Source organism: Burkholderia arboris, assembly GCF_038723655.1.
Lineage (GTDB): Bacteria > Pseudomonadota > Gammaproteobacteria > Burkholderiales > Burkholderiaceae > Burkholderia > Burkholderia arboris.
Genome location: NZ_CP109823.1, coordinates 831,127 through 855,444 on the forward strand (window position 1 = coordinate 831,127; position 24,318 = coordinate 855,444).

At 67.6% G+C, this 24,318-nt stretch carries 16 protein-coding genes and 1 pseudogene; 11 read left to right on the plus strand and 6 right to left on the minus strand.

Going from position 1 to position 24,318, the window contains the following annotated elements:
- Window positions 1-164: 164 nt before the first annotated feature.
- Window positions 165-590, minus strand: coding sequence for a DUF3331 domain-containing protein (locus tag OHZ10_RS36355; protein WP_340626310.1), 426 nt, complete (start codon window positions 588-590; stop codon window positions 165-167).
- A gap of 168 nt (window positions 591-758) precedes the next feature.
- Window positions 759-1,184: a hypothetical protein gene (locus tag OHZ10_RS36360; protein WP_342706110.1), complete on the minus strand. Its 426-nt coding sequence runs from the start codon at window positions 1,182-1,184 to the stop codon at window positions 759-761.
- On the opposite strand from OHZ10_RS36360, the gene OHZ10_RS36365 reads away from it, so the two are divergent.
- Entirely contained in the window at window positions 1,168-1,989 is an 822-nt protein-coding gene (locus OHZ10_RS36365) for an alpha/beta hydrolase (protein WP_342706111.1), read from the plus strand. The two genes, OHZ10_RS36360 and OHZ10_RS36365, sit on opposite strands and share 17 nt — an antisense overlap.
- Before the next feature lie 87 nt (window positions 1,990-2,076).
- Here OHZ10_RS36365 and OHZ10_RS36370 read toward each other — a convergent pair whose 3' ends face one another.
- Window positions 2,077-3,654, minus strand: a complete 1,578-nt coding sequence (locus OHZ10_RS36370) for an MFS transporter (protein WP_340626198.1) — start codon at window positions 3,652-3,654, stop codon at window positions 2,077-2,079.
- Between the two features lie 83 nt (window positions 3,655-3,737).
- On the opposite strand from OHZ10_RS36370, the gene OHZ10_RS36375 reads away from it, so the two are divergent.
- A complete protein-coding gene (locus OHZ10_RS36375; protein WP_340626199.1) occupies window positions 3,738-4,781 on the plus strand; it encodes an HlyD family secretion protein in 1,044 nt (347 codons plus the stop codon).
- Window positions 4,778-6,388 (plus strand): efflux transporter outer membrane subunit, encoded by a 1,611-nt coding sequence (locus OHZ10_RS36380; protein WP_342706112.1) that lies wholly within the window; start codon window positions 4,778-4,780, stop codon window positions 6,386-6,388. Before OHZ10_RS36375 ends, OHZ10_RS36380 begins: the two co-directional genes overlap by 4 nt.
- 1,037 nt (window positions 6,389-7,425) lie before the next feature.
- On the opposite strand, the pseudogene OHZ10_RS36385 reads toward OHZ10_RS36380, so the two are convergent.
- Window positions 7,426-7,803 (minus strand): annotated as a pseudogene (locus tag OHZ10_RS36385) (winged helix-turn-helix domain-containing protein); the annotation flags it as partial.
- A gap of 812 nt (window positions 7,804-8,615) precedes the next feature.
- Here OHZ10_RS36385 and OHZ10_RS36390 point away from each other — a divergent pair.
- Window positions 8,616-8,990 (plus strand): response regulator transcription factor, encoded by a 375-nt coding sequence (locus OHZ10_RS36390; RefSeq protein ID WP_340626201.1) that lies wholly within the window; start codon window positions 8,616-8,618, stop codon window positions 8,988-8,990.
- Window positions 8,991-9,416: 426 nt separating this feature from the next.
- The gene (locus OHZ10_RS36395; protein ID WP_340626311.1) at window positions 9,417-10,025 is read left to right on the plus strand and encodes a response regulator transcription factor; all 609 of its coding nucleotides are present in this window, start codon (window positions 9,417-9,419) and stop codon (window positions 10,023-10,025) included.
- A 36-nt stretch (window positions 10,026-10,061) separates the two neighbouring features.
- On the opposite strand, the gene OHZ10_RS36400 is transcribed toward OHZ10_RS36395, so the two are convergent.
- Both OHZ10_RS36400 and OHZ10_RS36405 read right to left on the minus strand, forming a co-directional pair.
- On the minus strand, window positions 10,062-15,560 hold the full coding sequence (locus OHZ10_RS36400) for a trifunctional serine/threonine-protein kinase/ATP-binding protein/sensor histidine kinase (RefSeq protein WP_342706113.1): 5,499 nt from the start codon (window positions 15,558-15,560) through the stop codon (window positions 10,062-10,064).
- A 165-nt stretch (window positions 15,561-15,725) separates the two neighbouring features.
- Complete coding sequence (locus OHZ10_RS36405; RefSeq protein WP_342706114.1) at window positions 15,726-16,997, minus strand: NAD(P)/FAD-dependent oxidoreductase; 1,272 nt, start codon at window positions 16,995-16,997, stop codon at window positions 15,726-15,728.
- A gap of 222 nt (window positions 16,998-17,219) precedes the next feature.
- On the opposite strand from OHZ10_RS36405, the gene OHZ10_RS36410 reads away from it, so the two are divergent.
- From OHZ10_RS36410 to OHZ10_RS36435, 6 genes are all read left to right on the plus strand, one after another.
- Window positions 17,220-17,492 carry a UBP-type zinc finger domain-containing protein gene (locus OHZ10_RS36410; RefSeq protein ID WP_340626204.1) on the plus strand — a complete coding sequence of 91 codons (273 nt, stop codon included), beginning with the start codon at window positions 17,220-17,222 and terminating at the stop codon, window positions 17,490-17,492.
- 324 nt (window positions 17,493-17,816) lie between these two features.
- The gene (locus OHZ10_RS36415; protein WP_340626205.1) at window positions 17,817-19,097 is read left to right on the plus strand and encodes a c-type cytochrome; all 1,281 of its coding nucleotides are present in this window, start codon (window positions 17,817-17,819) and stop codon (window positions 19,095-19,097) included.
- Window positions 19,094-19,594, plus strand: coding sequence for a (2Fe-2S)-binding protein (locus OHZ10_RS36420; protein WP_340626206.1), 501 nt, complete (start codon window positions 19,094-19,096; stop codon window positions 19,592-19,594). Before OHZ10_RS36415 ends, OHZ10_RS36420 begins: the two co-directional genes overlap by 4 nt.
- The gene (locus OHZ10_RS36425; protein WP_340626207.1) at window positions 19,594-21,855 is read left to right on the plus strand and encodes a xanthine dehydrogenase family protein molybdopterin-binding subunit; all 2,262 of its coding nucleotides are present in this window, start codon (window positions 19,594-19,596) and stop codon (window positions 21,853-21,855) included. Before OHZ10_RS36420 ends, OHZ10_RS36425 begins: the two co-directional genes overlap by 1 nt.
- An 84-nt stretch (window positions 21,856-21,939) precedes the next feature.
- Window positions 21,940-22,857: a LysR family transcriptional regulator gene (locus OHZ10_RS36430; protein ID WP_340626208.1), complete on the plus strand. Its 918-nt coding sequence runs from the start codon at window positions 21,940-21,942 to the stop codon at window positions 22,855-22,857.
- Window positions 22,858-23,032: 175 nt separating this feature from the next.
- Window positions 23,033-24,250, plus strand: a complete 1,218-nt coding sequence (locus OHZ10_RS36435; protein ID WP_340626209.1) for an MFS transporter — start codon at window positions 23,033-23,035, stop codon at window positions 24,248-24,250.
- Window positions 24,251-24,318: the final 68 nt, after the last annotated feature.

A 24,318-nucleotide genomic window follows, 5' to 3' on the forward strand; every position in this document is an offset into this window, starting at 1 on the left:
TGGTTAAATGCGATTCGTTTCCGGTTTAATTCGAATCGCATTCGACGACGCGTCGTGCCCCCGTCGACAGTGCGGTGCGATCCGGTGATCGCTGCCTCCGGACCTCTCCCCTGCCGGGATTCGGCAGCCGGCCGCGGCGGACGCATGCGATGCATCGCACCGCTTTACGCGTGCGACTGCCTCGCGGCGAATTGGTGGAGCGCCGAAGCAAGGATCATCTCGCCACAGTTCGCCGGACGCTTCGCGCCGCGCCACTGCGGCTTGTAGATCGCGTCTCCGGTCCTGATCGGCTGTCCGGTCAGCGCGCAGCACCCGCGCGCACGCGCCTTGGCACTGATCCAGCGCTGCTCGCCGTATCGGCAGCGGGTCGGGTCGCTCCACGACACCAGGACCGACGAATCGGTCTGTCGTTCGGCGGCAGTGATCGCGCTGCGGCGGCGCGCGGCGCCGCTCGACTGCATCGGCGCGTTGTTCCGATGAAGACGGCGCGAACCGTCCGTGTCCGTCACGCGCGGCATCAACCGGAGGCCCGTGGCGGGCGACGGCCATAGCGACGTGATCATGTGCTCCCAGCGATTGAATTCGTTCATGGCGGCATATACAGGCAAGTGACGAGCGGTCCGGGCGAATCGGGCCCGTTCGCGTTCCGCGAGACGTGTTGCGCCGGCGGCTTGCACCGGTGCAAGCCGCCGCAACGTGCGGCGGGTGGCCCGATGCTGACGATAGTCGCCGCCCGCTGAAGAGTCTCGATGACTCGCTTAATTTTTCTGCGTTGCCGCGATTCCATGCGCGTGCATGGCTGATTCAAGAAAATTCAGCCGGATTTCAGTACGACGCGCACCGCACCGGGATACGCTCCCGACGGCATTCGCTCGTCCGCGCCGCACCAGTCGGCGTACGACGAAGCCGGCCGACTGGCTGCCGGCGGGATGGCCGCAGCCGATCGCCACCGATCCATCATCCCGTGCGGCGTCGCCGCCACATACATCAGGAGTCCAGATGCACCCCGAACAGACCGATTCAGTTTCGTCGGCCCGCCGCCGCGACATGCTGCTGGCCGGCGCGACGGCCGTCGCGGCAGCCGCGGCAGCCGCGCTGCCCTCGATGGCAGCCGCGGCCGGCACGCCTGCCCGCAACCCCTCTTCAGCCCACCCAGGAGCGCACACGATGAACACGATCACCACGAAGGACGGCACGCAGATTTACTACAAGGACTGGGGCACCGGCCGCCCGGTCGTGTTCTCGCACGGCTGGCCGCTGTGTGCCGACGCGTGGGACGCACAGATGCTGTTCCTCGTGCAGCACGGCTATCGCGTGATCGCGCACGACCGCCGCGGCCACGGCCGTTCGAGCCAGCCGTCGCAAGGCAACGACATGAACACGTACGCGGACGATCTCGCGGCGCTGCTGGATGCGCTCGACGTGCGCGAAGCGACGCTCGTCGGTCACTCCACCGGCGGCGGCGAAGTGGCGCGCTACATCGGGCGACACGGCACGAAGCGCGTGGCGAAGGCCGTGCTGATCGGCGCGGTGCCGCCGCAGATGGTGAAGTCGGCCACCAACCCCGGCGGCCTGCCGATGGACGTGTTCGACGGCATCCGCAAGAACGTCGCGGAGAACCGTTCGCAGTTCTACAAGGACCTCGCCGTGCCGTTCTTCGGCTTCAACCGCCCGAACGCCAAGGTGTCGCAAGGCACGATCGACGCATTCTGGTCGCAGGGGATGATGGGCGGCATTCACGGCCAGTACCTGTGCGTGAAGGAGTTCTCGGAAGTCAACTACACCGACGACCTGAAGAAGTTCGACGTGCCGACGCTCGTGCTGCACGGCGATGACGACCAGATCGTGCCGATCGACGATTCGGCGCGACTGTCGTCGAAGATCGTGAAGCATGCGGTGCTGAAGGTGATCGAAGGCGGCTCGCACGGGATGTGCGTCGTGAGCGCCGATCGCATCAATGCGGAACTGCTCGCGTTCCTTCAGGCATAAGCGCGCCGTCTGTCGCCGCGGCGGCTATGCCGTGGCGGCAGACGCCGCTCAGGATTTTTCAGGACATTTCAGATACGCGCGGCATGCTCACGGCGCACGCGCCGGCCGCAGCACCATGCCGATCAGCGCACCGGCGAGCGCGAATGCCATCGCCACGCGGAAGTTGTCGGCCAGCGCGAGCGTGGTCGCCTGCACGCGCACCGCGCGATCGACGAGCGCATAGGCGGCCTGGTTGCCGGTCGCGAGCGTGGCGCCGTGCGACACGAGCGACGCCGCACCGGCCCGCAGCCGCTCGAGCGTTTCCGGATCCGACAGCGACACATGCAGACCGACGAGATTCGAATGGGTTGCCTCTCTGATACGCTGAATCACGGCGATCGCCGTCGTACCGAGCTGCCCGCTCAGCAGGCGCGTCGTCTGCACGACGGCGCCGAACGTCAGCGCATGCTCGGCCGTCACGTGCTTGCCGAAGAAGACGATCACCGACGTGAGCGCCATCGTCTGCCCGAGCGCCTGCAGCAGTTGCGACGGAATGAAATTGGGCTCGGCCCACGCCGGCGTCAGGGACGAACCGAGCGCGAACGCAATCGCCACCATCACGAATCCCGCGACGATCAGCCGGCGCGGATCGAAGCGTTGCAGCAGCAGTGCGACGCACGGCGCGAACAGCAGCTGCGGGATCGCGATCCAGCGCAGCGTATCGCCGATCTGCAACGGACGCAGCCCGTACGTGCTGGCCAGGAACAGCGACGGGATGAAGCTCGTGTTGAGCACGGTGAAGCGCACGAGGCCGACGAGCACGATCAGCAGTGCGATATTGGGCCGCACGAGATAGCTCAGATCGAGGCCTGCACGCGACGACGCGAGCTCGTGGATCAGGAACGCGGCGACCATCAGGATGCCGATGGCCAGCAATGCGACGATCAACGGCGACTGGAGCCAGAACAGCCGCTCGCCCTGGTCGAGTGCGATGCACAGACACGTGAAGCCGCCCGCGCCGAGCAGCATGCCGCGCGCATCGATGCCGGACGCGAAGCGCCTGACCGGCTCGTCGGCGAGCGACAGCATCAGGCACGCGATGAACGGCACGGTCAGCATCGCGTTCTGCCAGAACAACCAGTGCCAGCTCAGGTGCTCGCTGTACCAGCCTTCGAGCGTGGCCGACAGGTTGAGCGACATCTCGAGATTCATCGCATACGCGGCGATGCCGAACGGAATGAGCCGCGGCGGCAGCGTGCGGACGACGAAGCCGATCGTCAGCGGCACGAACACGCCCGACGCAAGCCCGGCGATCGCCTGAAACACGATGAACGCGCCGAATTGCGTGCAGAGCGGCAGCACGCTTTCGGCGCACAGAAACACCACGGCGCCCGCGAGCAGCACGCGGCGTGTGCCGAACACGAACGCCGCCGCGATCGCGAGCGGCCCGACGAACATCTGCGATGCCGAAAATGCGGTGTTGATCCACGCGCCTTCGTCGAAACCCGCGCCGAGTGCGCCGCGCACGTCGGCGAGCCCGAGCGACGTGATGCGCGACGTCAGCGTCGCGATGATCGCGCCGAGCAACACGGCCGCGATTGCCGCGATCGAACGAAACGTAGGGATGTCGGAAGCGGAGCCGGCAGCCGGCACCGCGGCACTACCGGGGGCGAACGTGGTGTTCATCGTCGAGCGGCTCCCGCCTGTCAAGCTGGCGCAAGCATAACGCGATGCGTCGAATCCTGCCCGTACGATGGAGTTTGCCGATCATGACCCCGCCGCCCTCCGATACACCGCCCGCTGTGTCGGCCGCGCCCGTGCGCACTCACGCTCGCAAGCCGCTCATCGTCGCGATCGCGGTGGTCGCGCTGCTGCTCGTCGCGCTGCTTCTGCACGCGTTCGACACGCGCGATCTCGGCACCGACGATGCCTATGTCACCGGTCACCTGCACGTGATCTCGCCGCGTGTGACCGGCACGGTCGAGCACGTGTTCGTCGACGACAACCAGTTCGTCCATGCGGGCGACGCACTCGTGCAGATCGACCGGCGCGACTTCGACGTGCGCGTCGCGGCGCAGCGGGCACGCGTCGCGCAGACGCATGCCGATGCGAGTCGCGCACGGGCGCTGATCGAGCAGGCCGATGCGGCGCTCGTGTCCGCGCGCGCCGATGCCGAAAAAGCCGACCTCGATTACGCCCGCGCGCGCGAACTGACTCGCGAGACGCCGCGCGGCCTATCGAGGCAGGAGTTCGATGCGGCCGATGCCGCGCGCAAGTCCGCTCGTGCGCGCGTCACGGCGGCCGACGCGCAACGGCGCAGCGCGCTGGCTGCGTCGGAGGCCGCCGACGCCGCGTCGACACAGAACGACGCCGAATTGCGCGATGCGCTGCTTCAGCTCGGGTACACGACCGTCGTCGCACCGTCGGATGGTTACGTCGGCAAGAAGACCGTGGAGACCGGCGAGCATGTCGCGCCCGGCCAGGCGCTGCTCACGCTGGTCGAGCCGCATCCGTGGATCGTTGCCAACTTCCGCGAGACGCAGCTTCGGCACGTGCGGGCCGGCGACGTCGTGCAGTTGCGCTTCGATGCGCTGCCGCAGCACACCTTCACCGGCCGGATCGACAGCCTGTCGCCCGCGACGGGCGCCCAGTTCGCACTGCTGCCGCCCGACAACGCGACCGGCAATTTCACGAAGGTCACGCAGCGCGTGCCCGTGAAGATCCTGCTCGACGGCCCTGCCGCGGCGGAGCCGCGCATCCGGCCCGGGCTGTCGGTCGTCGTCACGCTGCGGCACAGCCGCGAATCGCGATGAAGCGCGCATCGGCCCTGCTCGCCGCGAGCCTGCTCACCGCCTGCTCGATCGCGCCGCAACCGCTCGCGCGGGTTCCGCTCGGGCACGACCGGTTCCTGCACGCCGATCCGTCGGCCGAGCGCGCGCCGTCGCCGGACGCGTGGCCCGCGTGGTTCGACGATCCGCAGCTCGGCACGCTGGTCGACGCCGCGCTCGCGCACAACCTCGACGTCCGCGCGGCAGCCGCGCGCGTCGACCAGGTGCAAGCGCTGCTCGGCATGCGCGATGCGGCGCTTGCGCCGGCCGTGCGCGTCGATCCGTCGTTCAGCCGCACGCGCGTGTCCAGCACGGTCGACAATGCACTGCCGAAACGCACGATGCGCAACTGGTCGGTTCCCGTCGCCGCGAGCTACGAAGTCGATTTGTGGGGGCGGCTGCGCGGCGATGCCGACATCGGTGCCCAGAACGTGCTGCAGGCCGCGGCCGATCGCGATGCGGTCCGCCTGCGGATCGCGACCGAAGTCGCCGTCGACTACCTGACGCTGCGCTACGTCGACGACGATCTCGCGACACTCGACAGAGCGATCGGGCTGCGCCGCACCGCGCTCGACGTGATCGCCGCACGCGTGCGGGCCGGTGCCGCGAGCGACCTCGACGCACTGCGCGCGTCGGCCGATCTCGATACGGCACGCGCCGATCTCGCGGACAGCCAGCGGTTGCGCGAGCATCTCGTCGACGCCATCGCGGTGCTGACCGGCGCGTCCCCGACCGCATTCGAGATCCGCACGAGCACCGTGCCCGTGCAGGTGCCCGACGTGCCGGCCGGGCTGCCGTCGACGCTGCTTGCGCGCCGGCCGGACGTGTTCGCCGCCGCGCGGCGCGCCGATGCGGCGTCGCTCGAGCTCGGCATCGCCCGCACCGCGTGGTTGCCGGCGCTGACGCTGACCGCCGATGGCGGCTTCGCGACCCGCGACCTGCGGTCGTTTCTCGACCACAACAGTTCGCTGTGGAGCCTCGGCGCAAACGTCGCGTTGACGCTGTTCGACGGCGGCAAGCGCGCGGCCGCGGTGGCGGCCGCACGCGCCGGCACGGACATCGCCGAGGCGAACTATCGCGCGAGCGCAATCGGTGCATTGCGCGACGTGCAGGACGCGCTCAACGACATCGCCGCGGAAAAGGAACGGATCGTGCGCTACGAAAATGCGGCACGCGCGACGGATGTCGCGGCGCGACTGTCGCTGAGCCGCTACGCGCACGGTTATGTCAGCTACCTCGAAGTCATCGACGCCGATCGCGATGCGCTGAACGTGCGCCGTCAGCTGATTCACAGCCGGCAGGCGCTCGCGATCGCGACGGTGAGTCTCGTGCGTGCGCTGGGGGGCGGCTGGACGCCGCCGACGCGCGCCGCCGTGCGTGCGCGTGCGGCAACGGGCACGCTATCGGTGCATCAGGCCCAATGCAGGCCGGCAGGTGCCGACTGCGCGCCGGCAAACGCCAATTGCGGCAGTGGTACGCACGTCGACGCTCCCGCGGCGAACGCCGCGCAGCGCGCCTGGACGTGGCCCGACTCGCCGGATTCAGCCAGCTTCTCGAGCGCATACGCGCGAACGATCTCGAGTAGCGAATAGCGTTTGGAAAGCCCCATCGGGTGGACGACAAGCAGCGATTTCGACGCGAGACCGACGAGGCAGTCGAGCACCTGCTCGTCGCCCAGTTCGTCGCACGCGGCGAGCGCGCACGCCGCATCGAGCGGGAACGCATCCGGAAACGCCGCGAGCCGGCAGAGCACGGTGCGCTCGGCGGTATCGAGCAGCCGGTAGCTCCATTCGACGGTGGCCCGGAGTGTCTGCTGGCGCGGGTGTGCGGTGCGCAATCCGCCGGACAGCGACAGCAGCGACTTGTCGAGGTCGCCGGCGAGCCCCTGGACACCCAGCGACGCAACACGGGCGGCGCCGAGCTCGAGCGCGAGCGGCAAGCCGCTGAGACGGCTGCACACGGTCGCGACTGCGTCGAGCGTATGCGAATCCGCCGCAATGTCGGTTCCCATCGCACGGGCGCGAGCCAGGAACATCTGCACGGCCCCGCACGCGACGATATCGGCTTCGCTCGCGCCTTGCGCAGGCACGGCGAGCGGCGCGACACGGTAGACATGCTCGCCCGCCACCCGTACGGGCTCGCGACTCGTCACGATCAGCGTCGCGCGCGGGTTCGATCCGGCGATCGCCTCGCACAGGGTAGCCAGCGCATCGACGTGCAGTTCCGCGTTGTCGAGCACCAACACGATGCGTCGCTCGCCGATCGCACGGACGACGTCGGCCGGCACCGCGTCGTGCGCGCCCGGGCGGTCGAGTGCCTCTATCACCGCGCATTCGAGCGCCGTGCCACGCGGCCAGCCCGCGAGATCGATCCGATGCAGCTCGATGCCGTGTGACACCGACCAGGCGGCAGCCACCTCCAGGGCCAGATGCGTCTTGCCGACACCGCCCGGGCCGACGAGCGTCACGAATGCTTCGTGCTCGAGCAGCGCGACCAGTTCGGCAACTTCGTTTTCACGGCCGATCAGCGGACATTTTCGCGGCGATGCGCCCACGCGCGCCGTCGCCGGTCGCACGTCGTCGCCGAACGAGTATTCGGCGAAATCCGACGGTGGCGCGAAGCGGTATCCGCGGCCCGCCTCGGTACGTATCCATCCGTGCTTGCCACCGAACAGCTTGCGCAGCGTCGACACATGCACCTGGATGTTGTTTTCGACCACGACCGTGTTCGGCCAGACGGTACGCATGATCTCGTCCTTCGACACGAGCCTGCCGGCCGCTTTCACCAACAGTTCGAGAATCTCGAATGCCCGTGCGCCGAGATATTTCGGCTGGCCGTCGACGCGTACTTCGCGGTACTCAAGGGAAATCGTCACCTGTCCGAACGTGTACATGGTTGGCACCCGTTTGTGCGCCGCTCGTGCGCCGCTTCTATTGCTGGCAAGCCGCACACGGCCGGGAAAGGCAGTATGCGCTGTCGCCTGCGGCGCCGCATCGCCGGGTGGCATGCGTGACAGGCTTGACCGTATCGTAGGGTGCGCATGCAATGCCAACCACTATCCAATGGTTTAGGATCGCGCGCCGTGGCCCGGGCCCGCCTGCCGGGCATCACGCCGGCGTCGCTCTGCGCCTGGTGGCCCGCCGCGCCGGATGGCATCCCCGGCGAATACGGCTGCTCACGTTATCGGAATGAATAACAATCCGGTTCGCGCGGAAGCCGCCACCTGCCATTTCAGAGGAGCATCACGCGGCAAAAACGATGAACGGAATCAGAAACCACCCGAGCACCCAAACCTCATCATCACCGACATCGAGAATATGTTTTTAATAAAAAGGCGATGTCATTTACGACATGCTTTATTTAATTCATTCTGGATGTTTCGATGAAACGCACGTGGCCGCCGATACTTGCACGCACGCATCAATGCGTCTTCCTGACGCTCATGCGCATGTCGGCACGCCCACCGGAGAAGGCGCCGGTCATGCACCACCTCGTTGTTCCACCCGGGGCTGTGCTGCAACGCCTAAGCACCCGATTATCAACCGATACGACGCATTTCTGCATCATTCCCATTCATCATTGAAAATCGGCAAACAATGGCAAGTTGATTAGTCAACTCGTGCGCGGGCATGAACCCGACACCCGCCTGCCATTCCCGGAACGGCTGATTCTTCCGGATCCGGGAGCGTGGTCACAACGCAGGGTGGGACCCGTCGGGGATGCGTGACCAATACCTTCGTATGATAAGGCGCCCCCCGATTCGGTGTTACGCTTTCGGTCGAGCGTTATAAGCTCTCAACGCTCGTACAAGGAGTCGGTGTGACAACTCGCCCAACCATTGCAGTAGTTGACGACGATGTCGCCGTCCGACATGCCATGGGCGGCTTGCTGCGCTCCCTGGATTTTGACGTGCAGCTGTTCGGAGGTGGCGATGAGCTGCTGCAGTGCGCGTCGCTGCGGTGCCTGTCCTGTGTGATCACCGACGCGAAGATGCCCGGCATGGACGGCTTCGCACTGACCGAGACGTTGCGCGCCCGCAATCTCGAGATGCCGGTCATCTTCATGACCGCATTTGCGCACGAGGGCTTCGCCGAACGTGCGATTGCAATGGGCGCGACGTGCGTCCTTTACAAGCCGTTTCGCGACACGGACATGATCCGGTGCATCGAGAACGCGTTGCGCGCCGGCAGCTGACATGTCTTGCGCGCGATGAAGACGCCATCGGGCCAGCGCGGTGCGTTCACATCGAACCCGCCGTGGCGGCCGCCTCGCCCCCCCCCGCGCATCACCTTGCTGGCACCCGCGCGTCGGCAGCCATGCCGATCTCGTAGCCGCCTCCGGGCAGCGCGCACCTTCCGGCCGTCCCACGCGTTCATCCGCATGTGCGCCTTTCACGCCCCGTTCATCAAGAGCAAGGTTGCCCGGTATACATTCCGATGCGGCGAACGGCACCAACCCATGGTATATAAGGAGCCGGCCATCCCGTTGGCCGGACGCAATGCAATGTTTCGTGAGGCTGTGGCGTGCCCCAATGCCTCACGCGCCCCGTGGGCGCACTGGAGATAGACCGTGACAATCGACAGCTTCGGAACCGCGGATACCGTGGCGAGCGATGAAGCGATGGTGCTCGTTGTCGATGACGACGCGACGCTTCGCGATGCATTGGAAAATATGTTCCGATCGATCGGCGTACGTACCGCCACGTTCGCATCCGCTGCCGAACTGCTGGCCCATGCGTTTCCCGACGTGCCGACTTGCCTGTTGCTCGATGTCAGGCTGCGCGGGCAAAGCGGTCTCGACCTGCAGGGCCGGCTGTCCCGCATGGGTGTGCAGATCCCGATCATCTTCATGACCGGCTACGGCGACATTCCGATGACCGTGGCTGCCATGAAGGCCGGCGCCGAGGATTTTCTGGCGAAACCGTTCCGCGAACAGGCGCTGCTCGATGCCGTGACGGCTGCGCTGGACAAGGATCGACGCCGCCGCCACGCCACGCAAAAGCGCGATGACCTGCAAGCCAGCTACCAGAGCCTCACGCCGCGGGAAACCGAGGTCATGCGCCTGGTCGTGACGGGCCAACTGAACAAGCAGATCGCCGGCGAGCTGGGTATCAGCGAGATCACCGTGAAGATCCATCGCGGCCAGGCCATGCGCAAGATGAAGGCACGCACCTTTGCCGATCTCGTCCTGATGGCCCAGCAACTCGGCATCTGCAACGCGCCGCTCTGACGCTCGCCACGCTGGCCCGCCTGCGAGGTGAATCGTCTAGCGGCCAAGCGGAAGCGTGAACTGAAACACGGCACCGGGGCCTACGTTGGGGCTCGCCCACATCTGCCCCCCGTGCGACTCGACGATCGACCGGCAGATCGCCAGCCCCATGCCCAGGCCATCCGCCTTGGTCGTGAAAAAGGTCTCGAAAACCTGCTCCCGATGTTCCGGCGCCAATCCGACGCCCGCGTCCTCGACGGCAACCAGCACGGCGCCGGACAGGTGCAGGCCGGTGCAGATCAGCAACGCCCGCGGCCGCTCGTCCACCTCCTTCATGGCCTGGATACCGTTCATCAGCAGATTGAGCAGCACCTGCTGGAGTTGCACCCGATCGCCCGAAATCTCCGGCAACCCGTCCATCAGGTCCATCCGGAGCTCGATACGATGGCGACCCAGTTCGCCCCGGACGAGGCCGATCGTATCGGCGATCAACGCGTTCACGTCGACCTGCACCGCGGCACCGGCCGTCTTCTTGAGCAGCGCGCGCATGCCTCCGATGACAGCACCGGCCCGGTGGCCGTCCTCGGAGATTCGCCGCAAGGACTCGCGCACCTCCGGGAGATTCGGCGGTTCACGCGCAATCCAGCGCAAAGCGGCATTGGCATTGGTGACGATGGCGGCCAGCGGCTGGTTGACCTCGTGTGCGATCGACGCGGTCAGCGCGTTCAGCGTCGTCACGCGCATCACGTGCGCGAGTTCGCCCTGCATCTGTTGCAGCGCTTCTTCCGCGCGTTTGCGCTCGGTCAGGTCGAGCACGAACCCGACGCAATCGTTCCGGTCCTCCTGATAAGTCGCGCAGCCGATCAGGACCGGCACGCGGCTGCCGTCCTTCCGGTAGAACTCCTTTTCAAATGGCGGCAACGTGTCGCCGGCCCTGAGTCGCTCGATCAGCGCCGCGTCCCGCGCGAGCCAGTCGGGTGGCGTCAGGTCCGTCCAGCGCAGCGGCGCGGCGGCGAGATCGCTTCGGTCGTAGCCCAGCATGCGAAGAAATGCATCGTTGGCTTCGAGGATCTCGCCGTCCAGGCGCCCGATGCAGATGCCGATGATGTTGGCCTCGACCAGCCGCTGGATCTTTGCTTCCCGCTCGGCGAGGTCGCGGTACAAGCTCGATATCTCGATGGCTGACGCGGCCTGCGAAGCAAGCATCTTCAGCACCGCCGTGCGGGCGGGCACGAAGACATGGGGCGCGAGATTGTTCTCGAGATAGAGCACACCCGTCAACGTGGCCTGCGCGATCAACGGAAGACAGAGGACCGATCGGGCCTGATGCCGCTGCAGGTAGGCATCCGCGGCGAAGGGACCGGGGGCCGACGCATCGTCGAGAATGACATTCTCGCGCGTGCGCACGACATGATGGAGGATCGATGTCGGCAGCGCGGCATCGCTCACGCTTTCATCGCGCAGATGCACCGTGATGGTATCGCCCTGCGTCGTGGCTTCGGCGACGACGCGCTGCCCGTCCGTTTCCGGCAGGATCAGCACGCCGCGTTCCGCCCCGGCCTGCGCAATCGCGGTACGCATCAGCGTGTCGAGCAGCTTGTCGAGGACGATCTCGCCGGAGACGGCCTGCGACACCGATATGACGGTGGCAAGATCCAGATGTTCGACGGGCGCGCCGATCGTCGTCGTCGGCCCCGGGGTGCGCTCGTCGCCCCGCACGTACGGATACAACGCGTCGAGTTGCCGTACCTTGCCGTCGGCGCCCCAGCGAAGATACCCGCGCCGGGCGTCCTGCAGATAGACCCGTGCAATCTTGTCGAAGCCGCGCGCCGCATAGAACCGGCCAGCCAATTCGTTGGCCAGTGCCTGGATATGGACGAAATCGTTGTCGCGCGCGGAGCGAATGGCCTGTTCGTAATCATCCATGGCCTCGCGTTCGCGCCCGGCGAGCCGCGCGATCTCGGCGCCCACCAGGGTGGCGCGCGCGTCGAAATTCTCCGCGCAGAAACCGACCCAGACCAGAAGTTGCCGATGATGAGCGGCCAATGCCGCTTCGTGCGCGGCCCGTTCCGGCCCGCCGCTTTTGTCGCACGACGCCGCCAGCGCCAGCGCGGCATAGAAGTGGTATTCCGCCTGCTCGAAAAACGAAGGCGACGTCCACAGCAGTTGTTCGGCCCGGTTCGCTGCCGCGATCGCGGATGCGTGGTCGCCCGCCAGAAAGCGCGCCTGCAACTTGCGCACCCAGTACCAGCAGGTCGCGAGTGCCGAAGCCGATCCGTTGAGCAGATAGCGTTCGAATTGCGCCTCGTGGAACATCGCGTCGTCGAACGAGCCGAACACCGGCGTCAGGCCGCGCAACATCTTGGCGAGCTGCAGCTGCGGGGTCACCCGGTCGATGCCGAGATTGAAGTTCGCCCGGCGTGCGAAGCCGATCGCCGCGTCGGCTTCCTTCTGGACCTCGACGAGCGGATCGCCGCAAGCGAGGAGCTGCGTAATGAGGTTGTTGCGGGCGAACGACGCATAGGTCAGGTCGCCCAGCGCGCTCGCCACGTCGAAAGCCGACCGTATCAAGCCGCGTGCGCTCCGGATCGGTTGGGTCCATTGCATCACGTGGCCGCCGAACGCCTGGTACACGCGCGCCTTGAAGTAGTCCATGCCGCGCTGCTCGACCAGATTCCGCCCGACCTGGCCGAAACGGAAGGCCGCCTGGTAGTCGCCATAGTGCGGCCCCAGGATCATGCCGAGCCACGCATACGCGAGACAGGACCCGTCGATGTTGCCGAACTGCAGGCTGATATTCGCCATGCGGGCGATGATGAGCGACCCGAGACGCACGTCGGTATACCAGGCCGGCAGCATGAGCGCGGAGAGCACGTCCATCGTCCCGCGGGTGACCGCATCGGTCATGAGCGGCAGGTCCTGCAGCGCCTCGATCGGACGATCGCCCAACTGCTGCCACAGGTGCGCATATTCCAGCAGAACCTCATCGGAGTCGGGGTGCGCGGAACATCGCACGCCCGCGCGATGCAGGTAATCGAGGCCCACCTCGACCGCGCGTTCGCGTTGACCGAGGGCCAGAAAAATCTCCAGCCGCAGCCGGGTGACGGCGGCCAGGTTCGGTAGTGCGGACGCACGGTGCGCCAGATCGGCCAGACGCACGTCGGCATCCGACGAGGCCCCGGTGAGAAACTCGCATTCGGCCCGTTGGAATTCCAGCGCGAATACAAAGTCCGGGCGCGTCTGCCACGCATCGTCCTCCACGAACGCCGCAGCGGCGACCAGATAGGTCAGCGCCGACGCAAACGCGGTCGATGCCTTGGCACGCCGCGCGGCCAGGATATTCAGCTCGGCTGCGTGCCGCCGTTCGTCGGGCGCCGTCATGAGGGCCGCCCCGCGATTGAGCTGGCCGGCGATCTCGAACACACAGTCGGCAAGCGCCCCCGGCGCGGTCCCTGCGGCGAGCCGTCGCCCGATGGCGAGATGCGTCGCCGGCCGCGCATCCCGGGGAATCAGCGCGTAGGCCGCCTCCTGGATCCGATCGTGCAGGAAACGGTAGCTGCCCCCGACACGCATCACGAGTCCCGCGCGTATCGCCGGCCCCAACCCGGCATCGAGTTCCGCGTCGCTGCTGCCCTGGACCATGACCAGCGTCGCGAGCGCGACGTCGTTGCCGAGACACGCCAGTTGCTTCAGCGCATCACGGGTCGCGGCCGGCAGACGCCTGAGCTTGGCAAGCATGAGATCGGCCACATTGTCGGTGAAACCCTGGGCGCGAATCTCCTCGAGATTCCAGGACCATTCCGTGCCGCGCACGAGCAGGCCGTCTTCGGCCAACGCGGCAAGGAACTGGACGGTAAAGAACGGATTGCCGGCGGTTTTCTCGTGCACGAGCCGTGCGAGCGGTTCGGTGTCCGCCGGCGACGCATGCAGGACATCGGCGACGAGGCGGCCGGCATCCTTGCGCTCGAGCGGGCCGAGCACCACGTCGACGATTCGGCCGCCTGCCTCACGGATCGCCGACAGGCGCGGCAGCAATGGCGCGTCCGAATCGACTGCGTTGCTGCGATAGGCACCGATGAACAGCACGTAGCGCACGTCCGGTTGGGTCGTCAGGTGCTCGAGAAGCGCCAGCGTGGCCGCATCCAGCCATTGCAGATCGTCGAGGAACAGGATCAGCGGATGCGCGGGCTGCGCGAACACGCCCAGCAGGCGCCGGAATACGCTTTGAAAGCCGTGCTGCGCTTCGCGGGGCGGCAAGTCCGGCACGGGTGCCTGATGCCCCAGAATCAGCCCGAGCTCGGGGATGAGCGGCACCAGCAAGCCGCCGTGCGAACCGACGGCCTGCGCCAGCGCGGCGCGCCACGGCGCCAGCTCGGCATTGCTCTTGGCCAGCAGCGGACGGATCAGGGCCTGGAAAGCCTGGGCCAGGGTCGCATACGGAATGTCTCGCTTGTATTGATCGAACTTTCCCGACGCATAGCGCACGTTGCTCGACGCAAGCGCGCCGCGCAATGCAAGGACGACCGAGGTCTTCCCGATCCCGGCGTAGCCCGACACGAGCACGAGTTCGGGCATGCCCCGGCTCGCCACCCTGTCGAAGGCCGTGCGCAAGGTGTCGACCTCGTGCTCGCGTCCGTAGAGGCGCGCCGGAATCAACGGGCGGTCGGGCAGGTCGAATTCGCCCAGCGTGAACGAATGGATTCTCCCGTGACGCTGCCATTCGGCCCACGCGCGCCGCAGGTCGGCCTCGAGCGCGGCGGCGGTCTGGTAGCGTTCTTCCGCCGTCTTGGCGAGCAGCTTCACCACGATCGCGGAAAGGACCGGCGGAATCGACTGGACGCGCGCAGCGGGCGGGACGGGGCGCCGGGCGAGGTGGCTATGCAACAGGTCCGTCGGGTCGTCGGCGGCAAAGGGCAGCACGCCCGTCAGCATCTGGTAGAGCGTGACACCGACCGAATAAAGATCGCTGCGCGCGTCGATGGGCCGATTCATGCGCCCGGTCTGCTCCGGGGCCATGTAAGCCGGCGTGCCGGCAATCTCGTCGGGCGGCGCAAAGGCAAGGCGCTCGCGCGACTGGCGCAAGGCGATCCCGAACCCCGTGAGGCGCACCTCCGTCGGCGTATCGCTCACCACGATATGGGCCGGCTTGAGGTCGCGGTGGACCATGCCCCGCTGATGGAGCCGATCGAGGGCCACGGCAATGCCGAGGGCCAGGTCCAGGAAACGGCCGGTCTCCATGGGGCGGCCCAGCAGGCCGGCCAGCGGCTCGCCGCCGGGATCCTCGAGGATCAGCACGGTACGGCCATGCTCGCGCACCAGCGCGATCGGCCTCACTGCCCAGTTGCCGTCGAGCACGTCCTTCAGGCCGTATTCGTGTTCGAGGCGCGCGACGCTGGAGAGCAGTGGATGCCCGGTCGCCAGGCACACGGCCAGGACGGCCTCCGGCTTGCCGTCCGGACCGGGGCGCCGGCCTCTGCCGACCATGCGGTCGCCATCCTGCCAGACCAACTGAAAGTCGGCGCCCGCCGCGGCGCCGAAAGAAAACAATGCGTTCATCTACTGTCCTGCCGGTCTGTTCGGTAACGGCCTCTGATCACGCTCGACCGGGTGTGTCCGACACGAGGTCCGACACGACCGCTGCGCGATCAGACCCGACGAGCCGGTCGTGGCGACCGGGAGGCGCGATTTTGCCACGCCCTTCGGGTGTCGCGACACCCCGCATCACGCGCCGGCGAGCCGATTCACGTCCTCGCCGAGAAACCGGTGCACGAAAGTCACGGCCATCGCCCCCTCGCCGACCGCCGACGCGACGCGCTTGACCGACCCCGACCGCACGTCGCCGGCCGCAAACGATCCCGGCACGCTGGTCTCGAGGTAGTAGGGCCGGCGCTCGAGCGGCCACACGCGCTCGAACGCCGGACAGTCGTACAGATCGCTTCCGGTGACGAGATAGCCGCCCGGATTGCGGATGATGTCGGTATCCCGCGCCCAGTCGGTATTCGGCGCGCCGCCGATGCAGACGAACAGGCGCGTGGCCGGCAGCCGTTCGCGCGTGCCGTCTTCCGAGCGAATCTCGATCGCGTCGAGCCAGCCGTCGCCTTGCAGCGCGGCCACGCTCGACCGGTAGCGGACCTCGATGTTCGGCGTACGCTCGATCCGGTCGATCAGGTAGCGCGACAGCGTGTCGGCGAGCGACGCGCCGCGCACGAGCATCGTCACCTTGCGCGCATGCCGCGAGAAGTTCATCGCGGCCTGCCCCGCCGAATTGCCGCCACCGACGATGAAGACCTGCTCGCCCGCGCACATCGGCGCTTCGCTCGACCCGGCGCCGTAGAACAGCCCGGCATTCAGGAACGCCGGCTCCTCGGGCAAGCCGAGACTGCGATATTCGATGCCGGTCGCGCAGATGTTCGAGCGCGCGACCAGGATCGATCCGTCGGCGAGTTCGACGCGGATCTTGCCGTCGACGAACGTCGCGTGCACCCCCTCGCGCATCGTCAGCAGTTCGACCCCGAACTTGACCGCCTGCTCGCGCGCACGCTCCGCGAGATCCGCACCCGGAATGCCGTCGGGGAACCCCATGTAGTTCTCGATCAGCGAACTCGTGCCGGCCTGCCCGCCCACCGCGCCGCGCTCGATCACGACCGCGCGCAGCCCTTCGGACGCCGCGTAGACCGCCGCCGACAACCCGGCCGGCCCCGCGCCGTAGATCGACACGTCGTATTCGACGAAGCGCGGCCGTGCGACCCAGCCCAGCCGCGCGGCGATCTCGGCCAGGGTCGGCTGGTAAAGCCGCGCGCCGTCCGGAAAGATCACGACCGGCAGCCGGATGTCGCTCAGCGGCGCGATGCCCAGCTCGCGCGCGCAATCGTCGTTGGACGTCAACTCGCACCAGTCGTACGAGACCATGCGCCGCTGCAGGAAATCGCGGATCGCGTAAGCGTCCTTGCTGCGTGCCAGGCCGACGATCCGCACGTGTTGCGACTGATCCATGAGCGCCTCCCGATGATGTCGATGCCGGATGCGGCCAGACCGTTGGCGTACAGCCGGCCGCATTCGCGACTGTACGCGCCGCACGCGCGCCACGCGCCCGCTTCATAACAATTAAGGGGCGGCCTCGATGCGCCGGCGCACAATGCGGCGTATCCGTCCCGCTTGCCGCATCGCGCCGGCCGCGCCGCAAGCGTTACCCCCGCGCCGGTACCGGAGCACAAGATGACCCTCGCCTGTACGCATCTCGACGAAGCACGCGTGTTGGACACCGACAAGGGCTATTGCGAGGCCTGCATCGCGTCCGGCAGCCGCTGGGTGCATTTGCGGATGTGCCTGGCCTGCGGTCACGTCGGCTGCTGCGACTCGTCGCCGAATCGCCACGCGAGCCGGCACTTCCGCGAAACCGGCCACCGGCTCGTCCGCTCGATCGAGCCCGGCGAGCGCTGGATCTGGTGCTACGCGGACGAAGTCATCGCCGGCGAAATGCCGTCGTAACGCGTTGAACGGGGGCGGCCGTGGCGCTGCCGCCCGTCATCCACCCCCGCTCCGATCCGCGGCCGGACACTGTTCAGAACGATTCAGCGCCGCTTCAGGAAATGCTCCGTGCCTCTGCGTAGACTGCCTTCACGAGCTACCGCGCAGGACAGCGCCTGCGCTCCTTATCGACTGCTGGAGTGACCCCATGACCCCTGTCGCCAATCACCGCCGCGTTGCACGATGGTTGCGGACGCATCTAATGACCCTGCACTGCCGACCCGCCTCATCCGGTGGTGCCGCGCATCGCATGACCTGCGACGCACCGCGTCGCGTGGAGCGTACATGAAGCACTCACGACTCTGGCTCGGCGCGGCCGGCATCGCGATCGCGGGCATCGCGGCCGCGATCGCCATCATGGTCAGGCCGTCGATCGCACCGATCGATCCACCCGCCCCCGCTTCATTCGATCCGCAACTGGTGCGCGCCGGCGCACGGGTGGTCGCGCTCGGCGACTGCATCGTGTGCCACACCGCGAAAGACGGCAAGCCGTTCGCGGGCGGCCTGCCGCTCGCGACCCCGTTCGGCACGATCTACGCGACCAACATCACGCCGGATCCCGACACCGGCATCGGCCGCTGGTCGCGCGACGCGTTCGCCCGTGCACTGCGCACCGGCATCGGGCGCAACGGCCAGCCGCTTTACCCGGCGTTTCCGTACATTCATTTCACGCGGATGTCGGACGACGACATTGGCGCCGCGTATGCGTACCTGATGACCCGCGAGCCGGTTCACGCGACGGCGCCGGCCAACGACCTGATGTTTCCGCTGAACTTCCGGCCGCTGGTCGCGTTCTGGAACGTGCTGTTCCTGCGTGAAGGCGCCTATCAGGCCGACCCCGCGCAATCCGCGCAATGGAACCGCGGCAGGATGCTCGTCGACGGGCTCGGCCATTGCGCGTCGTGCCATTCGCCGCTGAACGCGATCGGCGGCGAACAGGGCGGCCGCGCGTTCGACGGTGGCATCGTCGACGGTTGGGAAGCGCCGCCGCTCAATGCACTCGGCCATGCCGCGCGGCCGTGGACGCAGGCGCAGCTCGTCACATACCTGCGCACCGGTCGTGCCAGCGAGCACGGCGCGGCAGCCGGACCAATGCTGCCCGTCACGCGCGATCTCGCGACGGTGCCGGCCGAGGACGTCGAAGCGATTGCCGCCTACCTGCTGTCGATCCAGAAGCCGGCGAATGCCCGCCCACTCGCAGCCCCTGCCGACCGCGCGGCGACGTCGCCGGCTGCGCAGCGCGGCGCGGTGCTGTTCCAGGCGTCGTGCGCGCAGTGCCACGGGCCGGCCGCGCCGATGCAGTCGATCGGCGAGCGTCCGACGCTCGCGTTCAGCACGGCGGTCAACGCGGACACGCCACGCAACGCGATCCAGATGATGTTCAACGGAATCGGCTGGCACGGCGAGGACACGCTGAACTACATGCCATCGTTCATCGACCCGTACGACGACGCGCAGATCGCCGATCTCGCCGCCTACATCCGCGCGACCTATACCGATCGCCCCGCGTGGACGGATACCGGCGCCATGGCCGCCAAGCTCAGAAAAGAGGACACCGCACGATGATTACCCTCACCGTCAACGGCGTGCGGCACACGCTGGACATCGATCCATCCACGCCGCTCCTGTACGCGTTGCGCAACGACCTGCACCTGCACGGCGCGAAATTCGGCTGCGGCCTCGGGCAATGCGGCGCATGCACCGTAATCGTCGACGGCAAGCCGGCGTTCTCGTGCCTGATTCCGGTCTCGGCGATCGGATCGCGCAGCGTGCGCACCATCGAGAGCCTCGGCACCGACGCGCATCCCGGCCCGCTGCAACGCGCATTCATCGAGCATCAGGCCGCGCAATGCGGGTACTGCATCGCCGGAATGATCATGCGCGCGCAGTCGCTGCTCGAACGCAATCCGAAACCGAGCGAACAGGAACTGCGCACGCACATGGAACCGAACCTGTGCCGCTGCGGCACGCACATGCGCATCCTCGCGGCCGTGCGCTCGGTCGCCGGACTGCCGGCCCCGGAACCCGCTTCCGCCCCCGTTACGATCAGCAAGGCACTGTGATGAATTCCCACGACGATATCGACGAAGGCCGCCGGCACTTCATCGTCTCCGGTGCGCTGTTCGTCGCGTTCAGCCTCGCACCCACGGCGCGTGCCGCCGCGCAGATGGTGATCGCCGACGAAGGCGCGGCCGTCCATGTGGCGAAGGCCACGCAGGCGCTCGCGGGCAGCCTGAAGACCACGCCGCTGCTCGATGCGTGGATCAAGATCGCGCCCGACGGCAAGGTCACCGTGTTTACCGGCAAGGTCGAGCTCGGCACCGGCGTGCGCACCGCGCTGCTCCAGGTCGCCGCCGAGGAACTCGACATGAAGCCGTCGCTGATCACGTTCCGGACCGCCGACACCGGCGCGTCACCGGACGAGGGCTTGACCGCCGGCAGCCACACGATGGCGGACAGCGGCTCGGCGCTGCTGAACGCGGCCGCGCAGGTGCGTGCGCTGCTGGTGGACGGCGCGGCGAAGCGCTTCGGCGTCGAGCCGCGCATGCTGACCACCGCCGACGCGGTGATCAAGGCGCCCGACGGTCGCACGATGACCTACGGCGACGCGATCCGCACCGTCGATCTCCACCGCAATGCGACGCCCACGTCGCCACTGAAGAATCCGGCCACGTTCGCGGTCATCGGCACCTCGCTGCCGCGCGTCGACATCCCGAACAAGGTCACCGGCGGCGTCAGCTACGTGCAGGACATGCAGTTGCCCGGCATGCTGCATGCGCGCGTCGTGATGCCGCCGGTGTACGACGCGAAGCTGTTGTCGTTCGACGAAGCCGCGATCCTGAAGTTGCCCGGCGTCGTGCGGATCGTGCGCAACGGCAGCATGCTCGCGGTGGTCGCCCAGGGCGAGTGGCAGGCGGTGGTCGCGCAGCGTGCGCTCGCCGCCGGCTGCCGCTGGTCGCCCGGCCGTGCGCTGCCGGATCGCAACACGGTCCACGCGGATCTGAAGCGGATCTCGACGCAGCGCATCGAGATCGCCAACACGCATGCGGCCACCGCGCCGGCCACGAAGACGCTGAGCGCGACGTTCCTGAAGAACTACCTGCTGCACGGGTCGATCGGGCCGTCGTGTTCGGTCGCGCATCTCGAGAACGGGTCGATGACCGTGTGGACCCATTCGCAGGGTGTCTACCCGCTGCGCGACGCGCTCGCGGAGATGCTGTCGATGCCGAAGGCGAGCATCCGCTGCATTCATACCGAGGGGTCGGGCTGCTACGGGCACAACGCCGCGGACGACGCGGCCGCGCACGCCGCACTGATCGCCGCCGCGATGCCGGGCAAGCCGATCCGCGTCCAATGGATGCGCGAACAGGAACACACGTGGGATCACTTCACGCCCGCGATGGTCACCGAGGTCAGCGCATCGCTCGATGCGGGGGGCCGCATCGTCGACTGGCACTACGCGCTGTGGAGCAGCTCGCACAACGAGCGGATCGTCAACGCCGGCCGGCTGCTGCCCGCGCGCATGCTGGAGCCGCCGTTCGTCCCCGCGCCGTCCACGCCGATGCTGCAACCCGAAGGCGGCGCCGATCGCAACGCGATTCCGCTGTACACGCTGCCGAACCAGCACATCGTCAACAACTTCTCGCCGACGATGCCGCTGCAGACCTCCGCGATGCGCTCGCTCGGCGCGCACACCAACATCTGGGCGATCGAAAGCTTCATGGACGAGCTCGCGCACGCGGCCGGCGTCGATCCGGTCGAATTCCGGCTGCGCCACATGGACGACCATCGCGCGCGCCAGGTCATCAAGCTCGCTGCGGCTCACTTCGGCTGGCCGCGGCCGCCGCGGGCGCGCAACCGCGGCGTCGGCTTCGCGTTCGGCAAGTACAAGAACCTGATGGCCTACGTCGCGATCGCGGTCGAGGTGTCGGTCGTCCCGGAAACCGGCCAGGTGACGCTCGAGCACGCGGAAGTCGCCGTCGATGCGGGCCAGATCGTGTCGCCGGACGGCATCCGCAACCAGATCGAGGGCGGCATCGTGCAGGCCGCGAGCTGGACGCTGTACGAGGCGCTGAAATACGACACCGAGCGCATCCGCAGCTTCGACTGGAGCAGCTATCCGATCCTGCGCTTCTCAGCCGCCCCGCAGAACGTGAAGGTGCATCTCGTCAATCGCCCCGGCGCGCCGTTTCTCGGCGCAGCGGAGGCGTCGATGGGGCCGACCGCGGGCGCGCTGGCCAACGCGATCTTCGATGCGACCGGCCAGCGCATGCGCGAGATGCCGTTTGCCGGCGACGCACTCAGAAAGCGCATCGACGCATAGCGCGCCGATCGATACCCGACACTCACAACGACAGCGCCGGCACGCACCGGCGCGGCAAGCCGACAGGCTGGAGAACTTCCGACGATGGATACCTTGCTTTCGATGCGCGTGTTTACGCGCATCGTCGAAACCGGCAGCTTCACGCGCGCGTCGGACACGAGCGGCCTCACGACGCCGCGCGTGTCCGCGCTGCTCAGCGCCCTCGAACAACACCTCGGCTGCCGGCTCCTGAACCGCACCACGCGCCGGATCTCGCTGACCGAGGACGGGCAGGCGTACTACGAACGCTCCGTCGCGGTGCTGCGCGAGATCGACGATATGGAAGCGTCGGTCTCGCAGGCGCGCAACGTGCCGCGCGGCCGGCTGAGGGTGAACCTGCCGCCGGCCATGGCCAAGCAGGTCGTGGTGCCCGCGCTGCCGGCGTTTCTCGACGCGCATCCGGGCATCATGATCGAACTCGGCGTGACCGACCGGCAGATCGACCTCGTCGGCGAAGGGCTCGACTGCGTGGTGCGCATCGGCGCGCTCGACGACTCGGGGATGATCGCGAAGCGGATCGGCAGCCTGACCACCTGCACGTGCGCGTCGCCCGCCTATCTCGCCCGCTTCGGCGAGCCGGAGACCGTCGACGATCTCGCGCAGCACGTCGCGGTCAGCCACATCTCCGCCGATACCGGCCGGCCGCGCGCGTGGGACTACGTCGTCGACGGCAAGCCGCGCGTCCTGCAGCTATGCGGCACGGTTGCCGTCAACGATGCGGACAACTACATCGAGTGCGGCGTTGCCGGCATCGGGCTGATCAAGACGTCGCTGTACCTGGTCGAGCCTTACCTGAAGTCCGGCCGGCTGCGCGAAGTGCTGACCGGTTTCAACGCGCCCGCCCGGCCGATCTCGGTGCTGTATCCGCCCAATCGTCACCCACCCGTGAAGCTCAAGGTGTTCGTCGACTGGCTCGAGGGCCTGTTCGAGCAGATTCCGACGCTGCAGGGCAAGCGCGGCTGACCCCGCACGGCGCGGCACCTTTGCGTGCCGCGCAACGCTCGATTGCGCGCCGGCCCGATTCCGGTTTTATCGACCGATCAATAGCATTGACGTCAATGCGGTGCACCGTACCGCGCCCGGTCGAAGCGCCTTGCCGGCATGGTGCCCGCCGTTCTCTCATCTCCAGGAGTCGACCATGTCAACCGAATCCACGTCGCTCGCGTCGCCCGCGCACGGCGCCAAACTCACGCAGGGCCTGATCCTGCTGTTCGCCTTCAGCTGTGGCGCGATCGTCGCGAACCTGTATTACGCGCAGCCGATCACCGAACTCATCGCGCCGGGCCTGCACATGTCCGGCGACACCGCGAGCCTGATCGTGTCGCTGACGCAGATCGGCTACGCGCTCGGCCTGTTCTTCATCGTGCCGCTCGGCGACCTGCTCGAAAATCGCAGGCTGATGATCGTGACGGCCGTCGTGTCGATCGCCAGCCTGGCGGCGGCGGCGTTCGTCCACACCCCCGGGCTGTTCCTCGCGATTTCGCTGCTGATCGGCTTCAGTTCGGTGGCCGTTCAGATCCTGGTGCCGCTCGCCGCGCACCTCGCGCCCGACCATTCTCGCGGCCGCGTCGTCGGCACGATCATGAGCGGGCTGCTGCTCGGTATCCTGCTGGCGCGGCCGCTGTCGAGCGTCGTCGCCGACGCGTTCGGGTGGCGCTTCGTGTTCGCGGCGGCCGCCGTGCTGATGACGCTCGTCACGGCCGTGCTCGCGCTGACGATTCCGTCGCGCCAGCCCGACCATCGCGCGACCTATTTCGAGCTGATCGGCTCGCTGCTGCATCTGGTCCGCACGATGCCGGTATTGCGCCACCGCGCGTTCTACCAGGGCCTGATGTTCGCGTCGTTCAGCCTGTTCTGGACGGCCGTGCCGATCGAGCTGACGCGCCACTACGGTCTGTCGCAAACGGAGATCGGCCTGTTCGCGCTGGTCGGTGCGATCGGCGCGACGTCGGCGCCGGTGGCCGGCCGGCTCGCGGACGCCGGTCATACGGTGCGCGCGACGCTGATCGCGCTCGTCGCCGGCGCGCTGTCGTATGCGATCGGGTTCGTGCACGGCACCGGCCTGTACGGACTCGTCATCACCGGCATCGTGCTCGACTTCGCGGTGCAGATGAACATGGTGCTCGGCCAGCGCGAGATCTACGCGCTGCACGCGGCGAGCCGCAATCGCCTGAACGCGCTGTACATGACGAGCATCTTCGTTGGCGGCGCCATCGGCTCCGCGCTCGCGAGCCCGCTGTACGAGCATGGCGGCTGGCCGCTCGTCGCCGCCGTGGCCGGTGTCTTCCCGGTCATCGCGCTCGCGCACTACCTCGTGATCGGGCGGCCGCACGCGCAACGTCACGCCCAACGCTGATCCACCGCACGTCAACCCGACCCGAACGCGGGGCGCGCCGCCGCCCCGCCCCACGTCAAAAGAGAGGA